We start from the raw sequence: 18107 nt of genomic DNA on the forward strand, positions 1-18107 counted from the left end.
GACTCCTTTTGAATTCAGGAATCAGGTTGCTTAATCATTTTATTATTTCACTGTCTACTTGACAGGGAGCTGTTCAAGTATCATGGCGATCAATCCTGACATTTATATTTTAGACGAACCTTTTAACAATTTAGCCAAAGAAGCCACCGAACAACTAAAAGCCATTTTACGTCATCTAAATAGCATTGGAAAAACCATCATTTTATCCACCCACCATTATCACTACCTGGCTGATGAAAATACAAAAGTCTGTCTGGTTAAAGATGGCAAGATTACTCTCTATGACAAAGACACGACGACAAAAGACCAAGACCTCCAAAAATAATCATTAAACTTAATTATTTAGAAAAGGATAAAACCGTGAAGAAAAAACAGTTTATCTGGGTATTATTACTGCCTTTAACCATTGTACTACTAGCTGCTTGCTCTAAAACGCAAGACACAAAAACAAAGACGACGCTGAACTATGGCTCTACAAAAGACGTCGGCGACCTCAATCCTCACCTCTATAATGGTGAAATGGCAGCACAAAGCATGATCTATGAACGCTTAGTTACTAGTGACGGCACCAAAATCAAACCAAATCTGGCTAGCAGCTGGGAAATTAGTGAAGACGGTAAAACCTATACCTTCCACATTCGTAAAAATGTCAAATTCTCAAACGGTGATGTCCTAACAGCAGAAGACGTCAAAGAAAACTTTGATGCCATCTTAGCCAATAAAGAACGTCATGGCTGGATGGGGCTAGTCGATGAGATTGATAGCTGTGAAGCTGTTGACACGAATACCTTTAAATTGGTCTTGAAACAGGCTTATTACCCAACCCTTATCGAGCTTAGTGTCGTCCGTCCATTTGGTATCGCTTCGCCAAAGACCTTTAAAAATGGCGGGACAAAGGACGGTGTCAATGGCTACATCGGAACAGGTCCTTACGTCCTCAAAAGCTACAAGAAAAATAAACAAGCTGTCTTTACTACCAATAAATATTACTGGGGAACGAAACCAAAACTAAAAACCGTTAAATGGCAAGTTATCCCATCATTCCAAAGCTTGCAACTAGCCCTTCAAAAAGGCAGTATCGACCTCATCTACGGAAGTGACGGCGACCAGCTCACATCAGACACCATCAAAACTCTCGAGAAAAACAATAAATTCAAGGTTTACTTCAGTAAACCAAACGCTTCACGCTCTGTTGTGCTCAATGCCAACCACAGTTTCCTAAAAGACATCAAAGTCCGTGAAGCCGTCTCTTATGCTATCAATAAAAAAGAAATCGTCTCTGGTGTCTTAGACAATCAAGAAACAGTCGCCAAAACACTTCTTCCAAGCACTGCTCCATATATGAAAGACCTTGATTTAAAAACGATTTCCTACAACAAGAAAAAAGCCCAAAAAGTCTTGGAAGAAGCAGGTTACACCCTTAATAAAACAACTGGCTACCGTGAAAAAGACGGTCAAGAACTCAGTTTGACCTTCTCATGTAATGCGCAAAATGCTCAAGAAGAAAGCATTGCCCAAGTTATCCAAAGTAACTTAAAAGCAGTAGGTATCAAAGTCAATATCATCTCTGAGGACAAACAATCCTACCTCAGTCGCCAAAAAGATGGTGATTTTGATATGCAATACTCTCTTTCTTGGGGAGCTCCATATGACCCACAAACCTTCCTAAGCTCATGGCGTGTCGCAGCCCATGCGGATTACCAAGCACAGCTCGGTCTCTCTAAAAAAGCATGGCTTGACGCTAAGATTCAAGAAGCGATCTCATCAACGGATGAAACTACACGCCAAGACGCTTACCGTGAGATTATGACCTATATCTCAGATGAGTACGTTTATGTACCAATCTCTTACTCACGTACAAAAGCTGTTGCGACAAGCAGCTTAGGAGGCGTTTATTTTCCAACCTCTCAATACGAAATCCCATTTGCGCGCATGTATTTCAAAAAATAAAACATACTAATAGAATGGTTTTCTCATGACATTTAGAGTTTTTATAAAGACCTTGCTGAAGATAATCATTACTTGGTTTATCATTGTCAGCTTATCCTTTTTCCTCTTTTTAGCCTTTAACCCCGATCTTGCTGCAAGCTCCTTACACGCTAATCGTGTCACAGTGACTGCAGCCGCTATAAAAGCCGAAAAAGAACGCCTAGGGCTAGATAAGCCCATTTTAAACCAGTATGGTGATTGGCTATTACATCTCTTTCGTGGTGATTTAGGCACTAGCTATACGCAAAAAGAACCTGTGACACAACTCATCTTAGAAGCTCTCCCCAATACGCTTTTATTGATGATTATCACCGTTATCTTGATGAGTCTTACCATCTACATCTATGCACGGGTTCTGATTGGCTTTAAAGAACACTGGCTTGAAAAATGCATACGTGTTGTGTGCTTGATTTTCTCGAGTTTTCCTGCCTTTTGGCTGGGGCTCATCTTACTCAGTGTCTTTGCTGCTAATCTTGGCTGGTTTCCCATCTCCTCTATTGATATAACCCCGCTGAGTCTGGTGCTTCCGGTATTGACCATGACGTCTATTTATATCGGCTCTTACGTCAGACTAGTGAGACAAGAGATTCTGGACAATCAAAAACGCTCTTATATGAGTTACTACCGCTACAATGGCTTTCAGGAAAACTATTACCATCGTTTTCTCCTAAAAAATTCATTGACATCAACCTTTTCTTCGTTGAGTATTAGTTTGCCTAAGCTTTTAGCAGGTAGTGTGATTGTTGAGACACTCTTTAACTTTCAAGGTATGGGTTCCTTGTGTATCACAGCCATCACAGAGCGTGATTTTCCACTCATAGAAGGCTATATTTGCATTATGACGATTCTCTTTTTAATCCTTAATGCCATTTGCCAAGCTTATCATCATCACTTTAATGCGAGGGAAAACCTATGACAACCAAGAAAAAAGACATTATCCTTATTATCAGCATTTGCGTTCTTGTCCTCTTTATACTCCTAGCGATTTTAGCGCCAGTCATCACCCATTTTGACCCTAACAGTATCCATCTCTCAGAAAAACTCCAATTACCAAACCTTATTCATATCTTGGGAACCGATGAGCTGGGGCGTGACATTTTTTCAAGAATTCTCTACGGGGCAAGAACCACTCTCTTACTTGGTGTCTTATTAACATTGATTATCCTCTTTTTGGGAGCAATATTAGGCTTTTTAGCAGCATTTTACAAGGGCTTTATAGAGACTATTGTAACAGGTATTTGTACGCTATTTTTAGCGCTGCCTAGTGAAATGCTGACGCTGATGATTATTGCTCTCATTGGTCCCAATTTTGTGGGGCTAGTCTTTACTATTGTCCTTGCCAAATTGCCTTGGTATGTGCAGATGATTAAGGCAGACACAGAGCAGATTTTAGAGCGTGATTATGTGGCGTTTTCACACATTGTCAGACGCTCACGCTTGTGGATACTGCTCCATCATGTCCTACCCAACATCGCTAATCACTTAATCGTCTATGCAACGATTGATATGAGTGCGCTTATTATTAGCATTGCTTCGCTATCGTTTTTAGGGCTTGGTATTCAAGCACCGACTGCCGAATGGGGGCGCATGCTAAGCGACGCTGGTGAGTCTGCTGTGTCTTATCCTTGGCAGATGATTCCAGCAGGTCTAGTTATCTTTCTTGTCAGTGTGACCCTTAACTACATCGGAGATAGTATCAGAAAGGACAGAAAATGAAATTAGTCATCAAAGACCTTGCTATTGCAAGTAGCCAAAAGACCATTGTCAGTATTAAGCATATCGAGTATGAGCTAGAGAGCTTAGCGCTTCTTGGTAAAAGCGGTGGTGGCAAGACCACCCTTATCAAGGCATTGCTTGGCGATTACTCAGAGAGCTTGACCTACCAAGGATGTATTAAGCTGATAGATGATGACAAGGTCTTACAACTTGGTAAGGACATCCGAGTGATTCCCCAACTCCCACAAAATGCACTAGACCCCCACCGTAAAGTATTAGCACAGGTAAAAGACATCATCAAGCAACAAGAATGCTCTGATGTCGACGCTGCTATTAGTGAGTTATTAGACCTTAGCCAATTAAGTCAAAATGACCTTTCAAAATATCCCTATCAACTCTCTGGCGGACAATTGCAGCGCTTAGTCTACAGCTTAGCCCTTTTAAACACACCAAAGGTGATTATCGCTGATGAGCCGACAAGTGCGATTGACAGTCGAGGGGTTCGCTATTTTATCAAACTTGCTAAAGCAGCACTTAACCGTGGGACCAAATTGATTTTTAGTAGTCATGACCTCACGCTTTTAGAAAATCTCAGCGCCGATGTTCTCGTCCTCGAAAACGGAACTGCCCACTTGATAGCAACAGCTTATATGAGCAAGCAATCAACAGGATTTTTAGCCCAACTCCAAGAAGCCAAAAAAACATGGCAACAATTAACCTTTCATAATAGCCAAAACAGTTCTGACGTTCTTTTAGCGTTTCAGGATGTCTCCAAAATTTATACAGACAAAATCTCTCTCTTTAAAACTGGGCAAAAAGATATTTTTCACAAGCTGAATTGGATAGTCAAAAAAGGACAAGTCCAGTCTATCCGTGGCAAAAATGGTGCTGGAAAAACCACTCTTATTCGTATGGCGCTAGGACTAGAGGAAGTCACTAGTGGTGAGATTATCACAAACGGCACACCAAGTATCGTCTTTCAAAATACCAGCACAGCACTAGATCCCTCCTTTACCGTTGAGCAGGTCTTGCGGGAGGTCATTGGTGCTAGGCACTTTGAGGACTTACTGGTGACTCTAACTGCGGTGGGTCTCACTGCCGAACATCTCCCCCGAACAGTCACCACCCTTAGCGGGGGCGAGCAGCAGAGACTTGCCATTGCCAGAAGTCTCATCCAACAAGCAGACCTTATCTTTTTTGACGAACCCTTTAGTAGCCTAGACCTTATCCATAAAGTAGCTATTTTTAAACTCCTCGTCCAACTCCAAAAAGCAAGAAACCTAACTTATGTCTTTATGACGCATGATGATAGCATGGACGACAAAGTCGATAGTATCTTGAATCTTGATACCATCAACTAGAAAACCTCTCCCAACGGGAGAGGTTTTTTTGAGTAGTTTGTATATTCACATAACCCTCTCGTTTAGAGAGGGTTTTTGTGTATGTCTTGCCATTCTTTTTTGAGAATGGCGTATTGGTAGGTGTTTTCGTATTTGGGGCTGCCGTCGGGATTGTTGACAAAGGAGATGAAGTCCTTGAAGAGTCCTTCTTAGCTTCCGAGACCTTTTTCCTGCTGAGTGATTTTGGCAAAGACGCCGATAGTGGCGATCTCGTAGATGAGCTCGACCAGCTTTTCCTCGGGGAGATTTTCGCCAGACAGTGTCCAGTGGCGAAGCACACCAAAGATAGCAGAGATATGGTACTCTAGGATATAGCTGGTCTCAAGGGTGATGGTGATACGTGATTGAAAGTTATCAAGGAGTCGCTCTTTGACAATGTCCTCTAAAATGGTGTGCTGTCCACGCTCGATAAGGAGCTGCAACTTATGGTGATTGCGCTTAAAGAGCGTGATGAAGTTGCGCAACAGTCGGTCTGGACTGTCAAAAAAGCCGTCTAGCATGACCTCCTTGGAGAGCTCTTGCGCTTCTAGGATTTGGTAAATCGCCTTCTCTAGCAAATCATAGATATCCCTAAAATGGTCGTAAAAAGTCGTGCGATTGTAGCCAGCCGTAGCGCACAATTCTCGGATAGAAATTTTCTGAATGGGCTTGTCTTGGTAGAGTTACCAAAAGGCGGTGATAAAGTTTTCTTTGGTTGCAGTCATGGCTTTATTATACCAAAAACCGACAATTAAAACGAGATTGTCGGTTGAAAAGGTCATGATTTGGATTTACAATATTTTCAGAAAAACAAAAAAGGAGTTCTCAGTATGGATGTTATAAAAATCAGCCATTTAACCAAAGATTATGGCGACAGCAAAGGTGTTTTTGATGTTTCAGTCACGATAAAGCAAGGTGAGGTCTATGGCTACCTTGGTCCAAACGGCGCAGGGAAATCAACGACCATGCGTCACCTCATGGGCTTTTCAAAACCGCAAAAAGGGACTGTCACTATTTTTGGTATGGACGCTTGGACGCAGCAAAAGGAAATCCAAAAACGTGTCGGCTACCTGCCTGGTGAGATTGCCCTGCCAAACGATATGACAGGATTATCCTATCTCAAGATGATTGCCAAAATGCGTAGCATGAAGGATTTTTCCTATGCAACTGAGTTGCTTGATTACTTTGAAATCAACCCTAAAGCAGGTATCAAGCGCATGTCAAAAGGGATGAACCAAAAGATTGCTATTGTCGCAGCCTTTATGCACAAGCCCGACCTGCTCCTTTTGGACGAGCCAACGTCTGGGCTTGATCCCCTCATGCAAAAGAAATTCATAGATCTTATAGATCTTGTTGAAAGGGCAAATAAAGCTGGCGCTACAGTCATTATGTCCTCACATATCTTTGAAGAAGTGGGTAAGACTTGTGATCGTATCGGGATGATTCGTCAAGGTAAGCTGATTAAGGAATTGCCAGTGGATGAATTGCGTCACGCATAGACCAAGACCTTTAAGGTTGAGTTTGCTTCAGCAGAGGCGCTCGTTGGCATGAAAAAAGTCTTTCCAAATGCCACTTATCGTGACTCGCAAAACCAAGTCATCCTAGACTTCAAAGATAGTGAAACCAACCATGTGCTTGGTGAACTCTCAAAATACGACGTTCACTTCATCTCCGAAGAAAAGCACACCCTAGAAGATTACTTCATGCAATTCTATTAAAAGTGAGGTACAGTTTATGTTTTCAATGACTTATTTTATCCAAACTATAAAATCAAACGCCAAAACTTGGCTTGCTCTGACCTTGGTGCCTAGTGTCTTTCTGGTCATCATGACCAATGTCTTTACACCGACGACTATCTCTAGCCTAGAGTCAACCTTGGGGTCTGGCGACAGCATGGTGTCTAACCTCATGGGAAGCGCAGGCTCTAGCTTGGTCAGCTTTATGGGGTCATCCTTTTACACCGTGATTGGAACGCTAGTGCCTATGGTTTACTCTATCATGGTGGCAAATAGTCTCCTTGCGCAAAAGGTGGATGATGGTTCTATGGCGAGTCTCCTCTCCACTCCAACCAAACGCCGTCAAATCACCATCTCAAGCGCTGTTTATCTGATTTTGTCCGTCATTACCATGTGGGTGGTCATCACCCTTGTCGGTATCTGGGGAGCTGATACTTTTCAACCAGACGCTCTAGATGTTGATGCCTTTATCCGCCTCAATATGGGAGCTTGCGCATTGCAACTGGCTCTCTCTGGTATCAGCTTTGCTGCGTCTGCTATCTTTAACACCAGCCGCAATTCTATGACTGTCGGCGCTGGTATTCCTCTCCTCTTTTTTGTGGTAGCAACGCTAAAACGCCTCTCAACAGACCTCGATGGACTCAAATACTTCACCCTCCAAACTTTATTTGACACCACAAAACTTATCGAAGGCAAGGACTACTGGGGCAATATCTGGATACTGCTAGCTATCGCAGCTGTCCTCTACATCTTAGGTATCGTCTGGTTTGACAAGAAAGACTTACCACTTTAGGCAAAAGTAGGCTTTGTCCTACTTTTTTCTTGTTCTATGGTATAATGATAAAAAATTATAAGGAGTTTTTATGCCAAGGATTATTCATTTTGAGGTGATAGAGCACCCAGATATGCTCATGATTGGACGATATGAGAAGACGGATTTTGGGAGTGCTGGTCAGGTATGGCAGGACTACTTGCAGAGTGATTTAGCAGGGAAACTTAAACGTTTAGCTAGGAAAAATAGTTTACCAGAGCTAACTTCTATTGATATGATTGATGCAGTGGGTTGCCTCTTTGATTTTCGTGAGCATGATTGTTTTGATTTGCTGATGGGGCAGATGGTGCCTATAACTACAAAAGTTCCAGAAGATGTCGCTCAAAAGCGACTAGCAAAAGGACGTTTTGCTCATTTTCAGATTCAAGGGGAGACTGTAGCAGAGATTATCGCTGCTTCCTTTTCCTTAATGACGGCTCATTTGGAAAAAGCAGGGCTTAGCTTGCCAGATAGTGATGTGTACTGGTGTGAGGTTTATACAGAGTCTTTTTCAAAAGCCCTTGCAAACAAAGAGCCTGTGACGATGTACTATCTCTTGCCTGTTAGGAGTAGCTAGGTTGACAAATGTCTTGCTCTTGTCTAAAATAAAAAACAAAACATGTGGAGGGTTGTTGTGATTGAGATTTGTCAAGCGTCGCTAGAGGATGCTAAGGAATTGCTTGCGATTTATGCGCCTTATGTAGAGGAGACGGCGATTACTTTTGAGTATGAGGTGCCTAGTCTTGATGATTTTCGTGAGCGGATGAAGCATATCATGCGCTTTTATCCTTATTTGGTCGCTAAAAAAGACGGTGTCATCCTAGGTTATGCTTATGCGTATGCTTTTCATGAGCGTGCGGCTTATCAGTGGTTAGCAGAAGTCACCATTTACCTAGCTAAAGCTGCTCGTGGCAAAGGTCTTGGACGCAAGCTCTATGAGGAGCTTGAAGCCTACCTCAAGCAAATGGGTGTCCTCAATCTCAATGCCTGTATCGCAAGTACGAGCAAGGAGGATGCTCACCTGACCAATGCCAGCCAGAAATTTCACGAGGCGCTTGGCTACCATCTGGTCGTATGCTTTCACAAGACAGGCTACAAGTTTGAGCGCTGGTACGACATGATTTGGATGGAAAAAGCACTAGGTGAGCACCCCACACCTCCAAAAGCGCTACGCTCATTCCAAGAGATATTAGGAGAAGAAAGATGATTTTAGGAGATTATGATGATAATAAAGAAGCCATCATCAACCCATCTGACCTTAATGAGAAAGTAGAAGGTTTTCCAAAGACGGTCGTGACTTGCTTTGCAAGAACGACCTTTAAGCGCATGCTGTCTGAGTTTCCCCATAGGCAAATCGCTCAATTGTCTGTAGCCAATCTTGATATTCCCTTTTATGAGCTTGATTTTAAAGGGCATAAGCTAGGCTTTTTCAATTCTTATGTCGGCTCTAGCGGTTGTGTGGCAGTGCTAGAGGATGTGATTGCTATGGGTGCTGAAAATCTCCTCGTCTTTGGTACTTGTGGCGTCTTAGACAAGACCATAGAAGAGACGTCTCTTATCCTGCCAACAGCTGCCATTCGTGATGAGGGGACAAAAGTTATCATTACCTGCCCGAAAGCGATGACATAGCGGTAAATACGGACTATCTACCTGCTTTTAGAGCCTTTTTAGAGCGCTTGGAGGTCTCTTATCGTGAGGGCAAGATCTGGACGACAGACGGGATTTACCGTGAGACGCTAGACAAGATGGCGAAGCGAAAAGCAGCAGGCGCTATCGCAGTCGATATGGAATGCTCAGCTATTGCTGCACTAGCAGCCTTTAGAAATATCCATCACGTTCAGTTTTTCTACTCCGCAGATAACCTTGATAGCGAGAAATGGGACGCTAGAACCCTAGCAGACGACGCCGACCTTGAGCAAAAAGACAAGATTGCTTACCTCGCCTTTGAATTTGCTATTGAAACATTTGAGAAAGGATACTAATTCAGATTAGTGTCCTTTCATAATATCCACGAAAACGTTGACAAGTGTGTCTTTTTACGCTACAATCACAGTGACAACAGTCACGATATTTTACAGGAGGAGAGTCCAATGAGATGAGTAAAAAGGCTATTTTTCTTTTGACATTAGGGGCTTGTACCCTTGTCTTTTTTGGTGTCTATGCCATCCTATGTCATCAACTGCACTATGCCTTACTTGGTCTTGGTTTGTGTTTGGGGCTCTTTGTGACCTATTGCTTTTGGAAAAAATATTAAAGAGTACAGGTACCTTCTAAGAACCAAGTCATTTTTGAGTTTTTGGAGGTATCGTTATGCCATTATATGTATTAAAGGATATTCATTTAGAGATAGAGGGAGCAGAGCTGTTTTCGCTAGACAAGCTGACCATTGAGGAAGGAGACGTTATCGGTCTCATTGGGAAAAATGGCGCTGGCAAGACCTGCCTGCTTAGGATACTCTCAGGTGAGCTGACAGACTTTTCAGGAAGCATTTCAGGCAAGGCTTCAACCTGTTTTGGTGAGTTGACATTGACTGAGGATGATCTCAAAAGTGGTGGTGAGCTGGCTATTGCAAACTTTCTAGCGCTTCTTAGGCGACCTACTGACCTTTTCCTTCTTGATGAGCCGACGACTTATCTGGATCATCGTCATTTCAAAAAGGTTGTCGCCATGATTAAACGCTCCACGTCCAGCTTTTGTATTGCTAGCCACGATAGGGCGCTTTTAGAGGAGGTCGCAACCAAAATCTGGGTCATTGATCAAGGAAAAGTCAAGCAGTACGACTGCAACTATCAGGACTATCTGACCGAGCGGACTTATGAGACCAGTCATTATCAAAGCGAGCTCAAAAACTATGAGCGTGAAAAGCGTAAAATCAAGAAATCACTCCAACAGATGAAGGAGAAGAAGGATAAGAAAAAGGGCAAACCTAGAAAGATGAGCGCTTCTGAGTACCGTATCGCAGGGGTGAAAACGAGCATCAATGTCAAGCAAAAGAAACTGCAAAAGGGCATTACGCAGCAAGAGGACAAGCTAAACCAGCTCAAACAACCTAAGCAAGTCACAGAAGACTACGACATCTCATTTCTAGCTCAAGCTAGTCAGCGTCCTAAAAGACAGCTGGTTGTGCCAGCCTACAGCGCCTTTGTCGGTGAGAAGTGTCTCTGGCAGTCGCAGGATTTGACGCTTAAAAGTGGTGATAAACTGGCTATCAAGGGCGCCAACGGAACTGGAAAAACCACTTTTTTGAACTACCTGTACACGAGCCTACCAACAGCCTACAAAGTCGGCTATTTTCGCCAAAGCCATTTGGATTTTTTAGATAGCAGTGACACGGTTTTAGCAGCGGTGAGCGAGAAGGCAGAGGGACGCTTAAACGAGAGTCAACTGAGAACCTTGCTCGCTCTTTTGGATTTTAAAAGGGAGAAAGTCTTTCGGAAAATCAAAGACCTTAGCCGAGGTGAGTGGGTGAAAATCAGCTTTTTGGCTCTGCTGGTCAGTGATTTGGATGTCTTGCTTTTAGATGAGATTACCAATTTTCTCGATATGAAAACCATAGAGGCTTGCGAGAAGGTCTTGACTACTTTTTCAGGTATCTTGGTTTTTGTTAGTCACGATTATTACTTTATCGAGCATGTGGCAAATCGTGTCTTAGACATCAAAACATGGCAACAGGAGAATGATACTTAAAAAAGACTTACCTTTTTTTGACATCAGGGCTTGAAATTTCCAAAAATCATGATATAATTAACCAGTAAACAATTAACTAGTTAAGTATATACTTGACCTAATGAGGAAAGGAAAACCATGAGAAGGAAATTAGTATGCTTACTGACTGCCATGACATTGGTTCTTGGCGTGTCGCTTGCCTTTAGCAAAACAAGCCACGCAGACGATAAGATAAAGGTAGTGACCACCTTTTATCCTGTCTACGAGTTTACCAAGGAAGTCATGGGAGATGAGGGAGACGTGTCTCTTTTGATTAAGGCGGGGACAGAACCGCATGATTTTGAGCCTTCCACAAAGGACGTTGCCAAAATTCAAAAGGCGGATAGCTTTGTCTACATGGATGATAACATGGAGACTTGGGTGAGCTCTGTCAAGAAAACGGTCGGCGACAGCTCGAAGTTTATCAAAGGTACAGGCGATATGCTCCTTTTAGCTGGTAGCGAAGAAGAGCACGAAGAAAGCGGTAAAAGCCACAGCCACGCCTATGACCCACACGTTTGGCTCTCTCCAAAACGTGCCAAAACTGTCGTTGAAAATATCCGTGACGGCTTGATTAAAGCCTATCCAGACAAGAAAGAAACCTTCACTAAAAATGCTGCCGCTTACATCACCAAGCTAGAAGCACTGGATAAGAGTTATGAAACAGCGCTCTCAAAAGCTAAACAAAAGAGCTTTGTCACACAGCACGCAGCCTTTTCTTACCTTGCCCTTGACTATGGGCTCAATCAAATCGCTATCACAGGCGTTAGCCCTGAGACAGAACCAACCGCAAAACGCCTAGCAGAGCTTGCCAAATACATCAAAAAATACGACATCAAGTACATTTACTTTGAGGAAACAGCCTCAAGTAAGGTCGCTAAAACCCTGGCGGATGAGGCAGGTGTCAAAACAGCAGTGCTCAACCCAATTGAGAGCCTAACCAGCAAGCAGGAAAAAGCTGGTGAGTCTTACATCTCTATCATGAAATCAAACCTCAAAGCCCTTCAAAAGACAACATCTGTCAAGGATAAAGAGATTAAGGCAGAGTCTGACGCAAGCGAAAAAACAGTTGAAAATGGCTACTTCAAGACAAGTGCTGTTAAAAACCGCACCCTGTCTGACTGGAGTGGTAATTGGCAGTCTGTTTATCCTTATCTTGAGGATGGCACACTTGATCAAGTCTGGGACTACAAGGCAAAACTCAACAAAGATAAGACTGCCGAAGAGTACAAATCCTACTATACCACAGGTTACAAGACAGATGTTACCAACATCAGCATTGATGGTAGCAAAAACACTATTACCTTTACACAAAACGGTGAAAAGAAAACCTTTACCTACAAATATGTTGGCTACAAAATCTTGAAGTATAAAAAAGGCAACCGAGGTGTTCGCTACCTTTTTGAAACAGAGGATAAAGACGCTGGCGAGTTCAAGTACGTCCAGTTCAGCGACCACGGTATCAAGCCACAAACAGCTGCGCACTTACACCTTTTCTGGGGAAGCACCAGCCAAGACGACGTCCTAAAAGAAAAGGACAACTGGCCAACCTACTATCCTGAAAAACTCTCAGGACACGACATTGCTCAAGAAATGGTAGCTCACTAAGAACGTCTAAAAGACTAGAAGTATTAGCTTCTAGTCTTTTTTGATAGGTAAAATTAAAAAAACTCGTTTCCGTAGAAGAAACGAGTTTTGTATTAGCACATTTAAGTAGCAAATGGTTTTGCTTATTTGAGACCGTATTATCCAAAAATTATATATGATATGGGCAAATACCTTTTAAAATAAGGGTTAACGGATTTTAATTTTAAAAAATTTTATATACATTAAGTATTTATAAATATATACGGTACCAAAAAGGTACCAAAAATATTAAGTTTCGGAGCTTATAAAATAATGAAATCTCACTCAATTATGTTGAGCCTTTTTTATTGACTTTTTTTATATATATGAGATAATTAAATAAATTACATAAAGGAGTTACATAAATGGTAGTTGCAGAAAAAAATAGAGCCGTTACTTTTCAAGCTAATAAAGAATTAGTAAGTGAGGCTAAAGAAGTTTTAAATAAAAAGAATTTGACATTATCACATGCTTTAAGATTATTTCTACAAAATGTTGTTGTTACTAATGAAATTGACTTGTTGAACGAAGAAGAACTAGAAAAAGAGAAGTTATTTAGACAACTTCAAGGAGAAATAAAGCAGGCTATAGATGATTATGAAGCTGGTGTAAATACTTATTCAGCTGAAGAGGTGAGAAAACGTCTTGGATTATAAAGTGAGTTATAACACTGGTGCTTTGGAAGCATTGGTAGAAATAAAAGAATATATAATTAATAATTTCAAGTCAGAAACATCAGCGAAAAAAGTAGTTGATAATATCATGCAAAAAATAAGTGCTTTAGAGATTTTTCCTGAAGTAGGGTTTGATGCTGATGAAAGATTTGGAAAAACTTTAGATAAACGTCATAAAACCAGAGGTTTAACAATTGGGAAAGATTATATAGCTTTATATTTTGTTGATGATGAAAAAAAGGAAGTTATCATTACCCATATTGTCTCAACTCGAAGTGATTATGTAAAATTGTTCAAATAGCAATCTAAAAGCCTTAGTAGTAAAACTAAGGCTTTTAAGGTGATTTTAGTTAGGAGCCAAATTAGTTCGGGCTCTTTAGAGGACGAACCCCAAGGCAGTGCCGAACCCGTATCCGAAAGGGATACCTTTGAGCAAGCTGTTACCAGTCACCCAACCTTCTCCTAACTTAAAAAGCTAAGAACCCAATCGGGGATTTGCTTGAACAGAGTCAGGAGGCAGCACCTCTACCTAGTACTCATGACGAGTACTCTTTGAATGAGTTGTCACCAACTCAAACTCAGTCTTAGCTTATTGTCAATATATCATTTAAATTCTTTTTAGTCAATTCTTTTATATAATTAATTTGTTCAATTGGAAGCATCGTCTTTTCAGATTTAATGAGTCTGTGATATATTCCATAGCAAGTATCAGTACTGGAAATATCTTCTATGAATTTCAAATACCCTCTGACATAGGTTTCTTCGTCCATAGGTGCAATTCCAATTAGCATTTTTCCTTTATGCTCATCAGATGTTTCATATCCAAATTGTGCATTATATCTTTCTAATTCTTTATCAGTAGCGTAAGCAAAATGGATATTATAATTTTTTAGTTCCTGTTTTATGCAACGAAGTTGTAATTCACTTTCATAAAAATCTTTAAATTCTTTTGTTTCCCTAACAGCTTTAGTGACATCATCTTGAACACCAGATTCAATATCAACATAATTGTTATAATCTGTGTGAATAAAAGTCCACCATAATAAAAATAAGAGATTTTTACCAGTATATATTGGCTCTATGCCACCTTTATCTTTTTTTGATAAGTCATGATGAAAATAGTAAAAGACTTCCTTATTTGCCATTTTATGTACTCCTTGCATTAAAAAAATTATTCCATGGTCTACTTGACAGCAAGTAACCCATGCTATTTTTTTCTAATTTGTCGGTTGTCAGCTCTTCAGTCTGACAACTCGTCAAATTTAGTCTAAATCGCATGGCTTGCTATCAAGTAGCTTTCACGGCATAAAAGTGATACTAGCTATTTTTGTCGACAAGATTTTTAACTTGCCTAACAACTGTCTTAGCTAACCCTATTGGGCTTAAGCTATTGACAAATGAAAGTGTGTTTTGGAAAACTGGCTTTGGCATAAATTCTTTTGCTTTCTCTCTCCAAATAGCCACTTTTTTGTTTAATAGCGTTACTTGACTATCTAAATTTTTGACTTTGTCTTTTAACTGCCGATTTTCTTGTTTTAATGTTACGTTCTCATCACTTGTCTTACGATAAGACAATAAGTTTCGTAATAGTTGATTGTTTTCTGATTGAAGTTTATTTAATTCTTGTTTTAATTTAGTGTTATCTGATATATTCTTCTTTGCGGTATGATAGAGTTTTTCGAATGTTTCTTTATCCATTTTCAATTTACCGTCAAATGTTCGCTTGATGAGATTATTTTTTTGTAAGTTATCAAGGTTAAAGTTATCAAGTTCTGTTAAATCTATTTTTAAATTTGAAAGCTCCTTGATTTCTTTTTCGTATCTTTCAAGGGTTCCTACAGTCTCCCATTCCTTGTTTTCAAGTTCTGAAAGGGCTTGTTTTTTACTATCAATATCATTTTGTAGGTTATTTAGTTGATTTTTGGCATTGTCAATTTCGCAGTTTTTCTTATCAATGGTTTCATCAGCTTTTTTTAGTATTTTTTGTTTTTCTTTAAATTCTTCGGTTTTTAGATGTTTTTTCTTACTACCTACCTCACCACGTTGCAAATGATACCCCTGTTCATTAAGGTATTTTGGTAATTCATCTTGAATTTCTCTTAATTTTTCTCGGTTTCCAAAAAGTGCTTTGGAGCTTAATTTACCATTTTTCATTGGTACAATTCCCAAATGCATGTGTGGTGTACTTTCATCAAGATGTACACTAGCATAGGCAATGTTAGCTTCTCCATATTTTTCAGCAAAGTAGTTTTTAGCACTCTCAAAGAATTTTTTGGTTTGTTCCTGGTCTAGCGACTCAAAAAACGTTTTATCTGATGTAATAACCCATTCGTTACAGAGTACAGCATCTTTACGGATTCCACGACTAGATATGCGATTTTCATTAATGTGCTCCTTTATTTGTTTATGATAGGTTTGAGTTTTGTCACGATTGGTTAGTTCATAGTTAAGGTGAGAACGACTAGGGTCTATATCTTTGTTAGAGTGATTTTTAAAAGTACGTTCGTTATGATTATAAATACCACTCAATTGATTAGACTTGTATTTTTCCATTCTAGCTACAACATAGCTCATATTTCAATGCTCCTTTCTCGGCTCAAAAGGTCGCCGAGGTGGTGGCGGAATTTGCCACCACGAATAAGCAACCACACAATTAGTTTTCTCTCAAGATTTCGGCACTACTTCCATGTAAAGTGTAACGCACTACGCTTTACTTCGTAAAAGTGCGTTCTCCGAAGGGTCTTGCAGACAGCTTTTCGCTCCGAATACAGGAGCGACCTCGAACCACCTCTCGAATCACAAGAGGAGTTTCGACTATACTAGCCGTTGCGAGTAATGGCACTCTTTCAGTGCCATAAGTCGGACGCTTCGCATTGTCCTCCAATTGCCGTCAGAAGACGGCAAAGCCCATTGCAATCAGGAATGCTAAGAGCACAATAGCTAGTGCTACAATCAGGTATAGACGTTCCATCTCCAAACTTCCTGCGTAATCTGTCCAAGCTTGGACATTCCTATGACTATTTTGTAGATAGCCATTTACTATTTTATTTTCCATCTCTAATTTTTCTAGGCATTCCAGCAACTGTTTCTCCCTATCTTCGAACTGTGTCCTAAGCTCTACCAATTCCTTCTCCAGTTTTATAACATCATTCTCAAAAGCATAATCTTCCAATATCTTAATGCCTATTAAATCAAGGTTTTCAACCTTTTGGTTGTCTCTGTACAAGTGACCTTTTAATCTTTCTTTGTATTTTGGGGAGCGCATTTTTTTATAAATAGTCTGACTAGTAACTCCTTTACTATCGGCATAGTCTTTTATCCTCATTTTTAACCTCTCAAAGCTTTGGTATTATTGGGTTTTCAACCAAAAGGTTGAAAGCTATTTTTAGATGTTCAATTCTTAAAAGAAACTGATTAATTTTTTAGCTGTTAGCACGGTTTGTTATCCTTATTTTTGACCTATCAAAGTATTGGTATTAATACATTTTCAACCAAAAGGTTTAAAGCTATTTTAAGGTGCTTGACTACCAAAATAAGCTAATTCTTTCTCAAGTCTTGGACGTTCATGTTTAAGTAATTCTTTCATAAGTTTTAAATAGTCTATTTCAGATGTTTTATAACTTTCAAGAATTTTTTTGTATTTGGTTCTGGTATTCCTATGTAGTTTTTTCCATATATTTTTATCACGAGTATAAGCCACAAGATAAATCTGTGTTTCAACTGGTAACTCAGTAAAATCAAAGGGTTTAAAAATGATAGTGTTAATAACATCAAATATTTCATCAACGGAACGATTGCGAAGTTGAAATTCTAAACGCCACCAGTGGGAAAATTGGTTAGCAAATTCTTTTTCTGCAGGTGTTCCATTTTCTAATTGTTCAAGTTTTTTATTGTATAACCTAATTTGCTTTTCTGAACGAGAAGCACCAAGATATTTTGTTTCAAGTCTTCCTAGGTTAGACCTAAATTCTTTTGTTGCAGTTGGTCTGCCTTTTTTCTCTAAAATAAATTCGCTACAATCTACCTCAAATAAATCAAATGCCAAGTCAGCACGAGATATTGAAATATCTTCAAGATATGGTATAATGATGTCAATAATTTTTTTATCAATTGGACGGAGTTTGTTTGGGTTGAACTCTAAGCGGAATGGGCGAGCGTGAAAGGCTTGTCCTTTTCTTTTGTCATAATCTATTTTGAGGATAACACGACCTTCAGCCTTGGTAGAAGCATTAAATAAATCAGTCATAGCAGTAGTCACAATGATTGCAATGTGGTTTTCAACCAAATTTTTTAGCTGAGGAAGCTTATTTGTTTTAACATAAGCTGTCATTGTAATGTTATCCAAGCTGATTTTTATATCCAAAAAAGAACTCCTTTCTTTGACGGTCGCCTATCGGCGCCGATTTTTTTGTCTGCGCAAAGGCTTACGTAAAATGACATTCTCGGGGGAGCAACCCCGAGCCGACTTCGT

At 40.1% G+C, this 18107-nt stretch carries 19 protein-coding genes and 2 pseudogenes; 16 read left to right on the top strand and 5 right to left on the bottom strand.

The features are described 5' to 3' along the window. Positions 1 to 82 precede the first annotated feature (82 nt). The 5 genes from AALA56_RS06025 to AALA56_RS06045 are packed head-to-tail and all read left to right on the top strand — an operon-like array spanning position 83 to position 5066. The gene (locus AALA56_RS06025; RefSeq protein ID WP_369909210.1) at positions 83 to 325 is read left to right on the top strand and encodes a hypothetical protein; all 243 of its coding nucleotides are present in this window, start codon (positions 83 to 85) and stop codon (positions 323 to 325) included. Between the two features lie 35 nt (positions 326 to 360). Beyond that, positions 361 to 1950: a nickel ABC transporter substrate-binding protein gene (nikA, locus tag AALA56_RS06030; protein WP_369909211.1), complete on the top strand. Its 1590-nt coding sequence runs from the start codon at positions 361 to 363 to the stop codon at positions 1948 to 1950. Positions 1951 to 1975: 25 nt separating this feature from the next. Further along, entirely contained in the window at positions 1976 to 2905 is a 930-nt protein-coding gene (locus AALA56_RS06035) for an ABC transporter permease (protein ID WP_369909212.1), read from the top strand. Further along, positions 2902 to 3705, top strand: a complete 804-nt coding sequence (locus tag AALA56_RS06040) for an ABC transporter permease (RefSeq protein WP_369909214.1) — start codon at positions 2902 to 2904, stop codon at positions 3703 to 3705. Before AALA56_RS06035 ends, AALA56_RS06040 begins: the two co-directional genes overlap by 4 nt. Beyond that, positions 3702 to 5066: an ABC transporter ATP-binding protein gene (locus tag AALA56_RS06045; RefSeq protein WP_369909215.1), complete on the top strand. Its 1365-nt coding sequence runs from the start codon at positions 3702 to 3704 to the stop codon at positions 5064 to 5066. The genes AALA56_RS06040 and AALA56_RS06045 overlap by 4 nt, the downstream gene beginning before the upstream one ends. A gap of 188 nt (positions 5067 to 5254) precedes the next feature. Here the strand turns inward: AALA56_RS06045 and AALA56_RS06050 are convergent. Beyond that, positions 5255 to 5752, bottom strand: a pseudogene (locus AALA56_RS06050) (TetR/AcrR family transcriptional regulator); the annotation flags it as partial. Between the two features lie 162 nt (positions 5753 to 5914). On the opposite strand from AALA56_RS06050, the gene AALA56_RS06055 reads away from it, so the two are divergent. The 11 genes and pseudogenes from AALA56_RS06055 (at position 5915) to AALA56_RS06105 (ending at position 13937) form a co-directional block, all read left to right on the top strand. Continuing rightward, entirely contained in the window at positions 5915 to 6583 is a 669-nt protein-coding gene (locus AALA56_RS06055) for an ABC transporter ATP-binding protein (RefSeq protein WP_369909217.1), read from the top strand. A gap of 48 nt (positions 6584 to 6631) precedes the next feature. Next, a complete protein-coding gene (locus AALA56_RS06060; RefSeq protein WP_369909218.1) occupies positions 6632 to 6802 on the top strand; it encodes a hypothetical protein in 171 nt (56 codons plus the stop codon). Between the two features lie 25 nt (positions 6803 to 6827). Further along, on the top strand, positions 6828 to 7613 hold the full coding sequence (locus AALA56_RS06065) for an ABC transporter permease subunit (protein ID WP_369909219.1): 786 nt from the start codon (positions 6828 to 6830) through the stop codon (positions 7611 to 7613). 70 nt (positions 7614 to 7683) lie between these two features. Continuing rightward, positions 7684 to 8208 carry a hypothetical protein gene (locus tag AALA56_RS06070; RefSeq protein ID WP_369909220.1) on the top strand — a complete coding sequence of 175 codons (525 nt, stop codon included), beginning with the start codon at positions 7684 to 7686 and terminating at the stop codon, positions 8206 to 8208. Between the two features lie 42 nt (positions 8209 to 8250). Beyond that, complete coding sequence (locus AALA56_RS06075; RefSeq protein WP_369909221.1) at positions 8251 to 8838, top strand: GNAT family N-acetyltransferase; 588 nt, start codon at positions 8251 to 8253, stop codon at positions 8836 to 8838. Further along, positions 8835 to 9613: pseudogene (locus AALA56_RS06080) on the top strand (nucleoside phosphorylase). The gene AALA56_RS06075 and the pseudogene AALA56_RS06080 overlap by 4 nt, the downstream one beginning before the upstream one ends. Positions 9614 to 9726: 113 nt before the next feature. After that, positions 9727 to 9885 carry a hypothetical protein gene (locus AALA56_RS06085; protein ID WP_369909222.1) on the top strand — a complete coding sequence of 53 codons (159 nt, stop codon included), beginning with the start codon at positions 9727 to 9729 and terminating at the stop codon, positions 9883 to 9885. 56 nt (positions 9886 to 9941) lie between these two features. Next, positions 9942 to 11318 carry an ATP-binding cassette domain-containing protein gene (locus tag AALA56_RS06090; RefSeq protein WP_369909223.1) on the top strand — a complete coding sequence of 459 codons (1377 nt, stop codon included), beginning with the start codon at positions 9942 to 9944 and terminating at the stop codon, positions 11316 to 11318. Positions 11319 to 11435: 117 nt separating this feature from the next. Then, complete coding sequence (locus AALA56_RS06095) at positions 11436 to 12944, top strand: zinc ABC transporter substrate-binding protein AdcA (protein WP_369909224.1); 1509 nt, start codon at positions 11436 to 11438, stop codon at positions 12942 to 12944. A gap of 383 nt (positions 12945 to 13327) precedes the next feature. Beyond that, positions 13328 to 13618 (top strand): type II toxin-antitoxin system RelB/ParD family antitoxin, encoded by a 291-nt coding sequence (relB, locus tag AALA56_RS06100; RefSeq protein ID WP_013642908.1) that lies wholly within the window; start codon positions 13328 to 13330, stop codon positions 13616 to 13618. Next, positions 13608 to 13937: a type II toxin-antitoxin system RelE/ParE family toxin gene (locus AALA56_RS06105; RefSeq protein WP_164683368.1), complete on the top strand. Its 330-nt coding sequence runs from the start codon at positions 13608 to 13610 to the stop codon at positions 13935 to 13937. The genes relB and AALA56_RS06105 overlap by 11 nt, the downstream gene beginning before the upstream one ends. 283 nt (positions 13938 to 14220) lie before the next feature. Here the strand turns inward: AALA56_RS06105 and AALA56_RS06110 are convergent, their stop codons facing one another. From AALA56_RS06110 to AALA56_RS06125, 4 genes are all read right to left on the bottom strand, one after another. Further along, positions 14221 to 14781, bottom strand: a complete 561-nt coding sequence (locus AALA56_RS06110; protein ID WP_369909225.1) for a hypothetical protein — start codon at positions 14779 to 14781, stop codon at positions 14221 to 14223. Between the two features lie 172 nt (positions 14782 to 14953). Further along, on the bottom strand, positions 14954 to 16210 hold the full coding sequence (gene mobV, locus AALA56_RS06115; RefSeq protein WP_369909226.1) for a MobV family relaxase: 1257 nt from the start codon (positions 16208 to 16210) through the stop codon (positions 14954 to 14956). 316 nt (positions 16211 to 16526) lie between these two features. Next, entirely contained in the window at positions 16527 to 16961 is a 435-nt protein-coding gene (locus tag AALA56_RS06120; protein WP_369909227.1) for a hypothetical protein, read from the bottom strand. A 186-nt stretch (positions 16962 to 17147) separates the two neighbouring features. Continuing rightward, positions 17148 to 17999, bottom strand: a complete 852-nt coding sequence (locus tag AALA56_RS06125; RefSeq protein WP_369909229.1) for a replication initiation protein — start codon at positions 17997 to 17999, stop codon at positions 17148 to 17150. Positions 18000 to 18107 lie beyond the last annotated feature (108 nt).

This window comes from Streptococcus hyointestinalis (genome assembly GCF_041225505.1).
Classification (GTDB): domain Bacteria; phylum Bacillota; class Bacilli; order Lactobacillales; family Streptococcaceae; genus Streptococcus; species Streptococcus hyointestinalis_B.

Coding starts and splice junctions, on each gene's coding strand:
- AALA56_RS06025 (WP_369909210.1), top strand. CDS start 83: ATGGCGATCAATCCTGACATTTATATTTTAGACGAACCTTTTAACAAT.
- AALA56_RS06035 (WP_369909212.1), top strand. CDS start 1,976: ATGACATTTAGAGTTTTTATAAAGACCTTGCTGAAGATAATCATTACT.
- AALA56_RS06040 (WP_369909214.1), top strand. CDS start 2,902: ATGACAACCAAGAAAAAAGACATTATCCTTATTATCAGCATTTGCGTT.
- AALA56_RS06045 (WP_369909215.1), top strand. CDS start 3,702: ATGAAATTAGTCATCAAAGACCTTGCTATTGCAAGTAGCCAAAAGACC.
- AALA56_RS06055 (WP_369909217.1), top strand. CDS start 5,915: ATGGATGTTATAAAAATCAGCCATTTAACCAAAGATTATGGCGACAGC.
- AALA56_RS06060 (WP_369909218.1), top strand. CDS start 6,632: ATGAAAAAAGTCTTTCCAAATGCCACTTATCGTGACTCGCAAAACCAA.
- AALA56_RS06065 (WP_369909219.1), top strand. CDS start 6,828: ATGACTTATTTTATCCAAACTATAAAATCAAACGCCAAAACTTGGCTT.
- AALA56_RS06070 (WP_369909220.1), top strand. CDS start 7,684: ATGCCAAGGATTATTCATTTTGAGGTGATAGAGCACCCAGATATGCTC.
- AALA56_RS06075 (WP_369909221.1), top strand. CDS start 8,251: ATGTGGAGGGTTGTTGTGATTGAGATTTGTCAAGCGTCGCTAGAGGAT.
- AALA56_RS06085 (WP_369909222.1), top strand. CDS start 9,727: ATGAGTAAAAAGGCTATTTTTCTTTTGACATTAGGGGCTTGTACCCTT.
- AALA56_RS06090 (WP_369909223.1), top strand. CDS start 9,942: ATGCCATTATATGTATTAAAGGATATTCATTTAGAGATAGAGGGAGCA.
- AALA56_RS06095 (WP_369909224.1), top strand. CDS start 11,436: ATGAGAAGGAAATTAGTATGCTTACTGACTGCCATGACATTGGTTCTT.
- relB (WP_013642908.1), top strand. CDS start 13,328: ATGGTAGTTGCAGAAAAAAATAGAGCCGTTACTTTTCAAGCTAATAAA.
- AALA56_RS06110 (WP_369909225.1), bottom strand. CDS start 14,781: ATGGCAAATAAGGAAGTCTTTTACTATTTTCATCATGACTTATCAAAA.
- mobV (WP_369909226.1), bottom strand. CDS start 16,210: ATGAGCTATGTTGTAGCTAGAATGGAAAAATACAAGTCTAATCAATTG.
- AALA56_RS06120 (WP_369909227.1), bottom strand. CDS start 16,961: ATGAGGATAAAAGACTATGCCGATAGTAAAGGAGTTACTAGTCAGACT.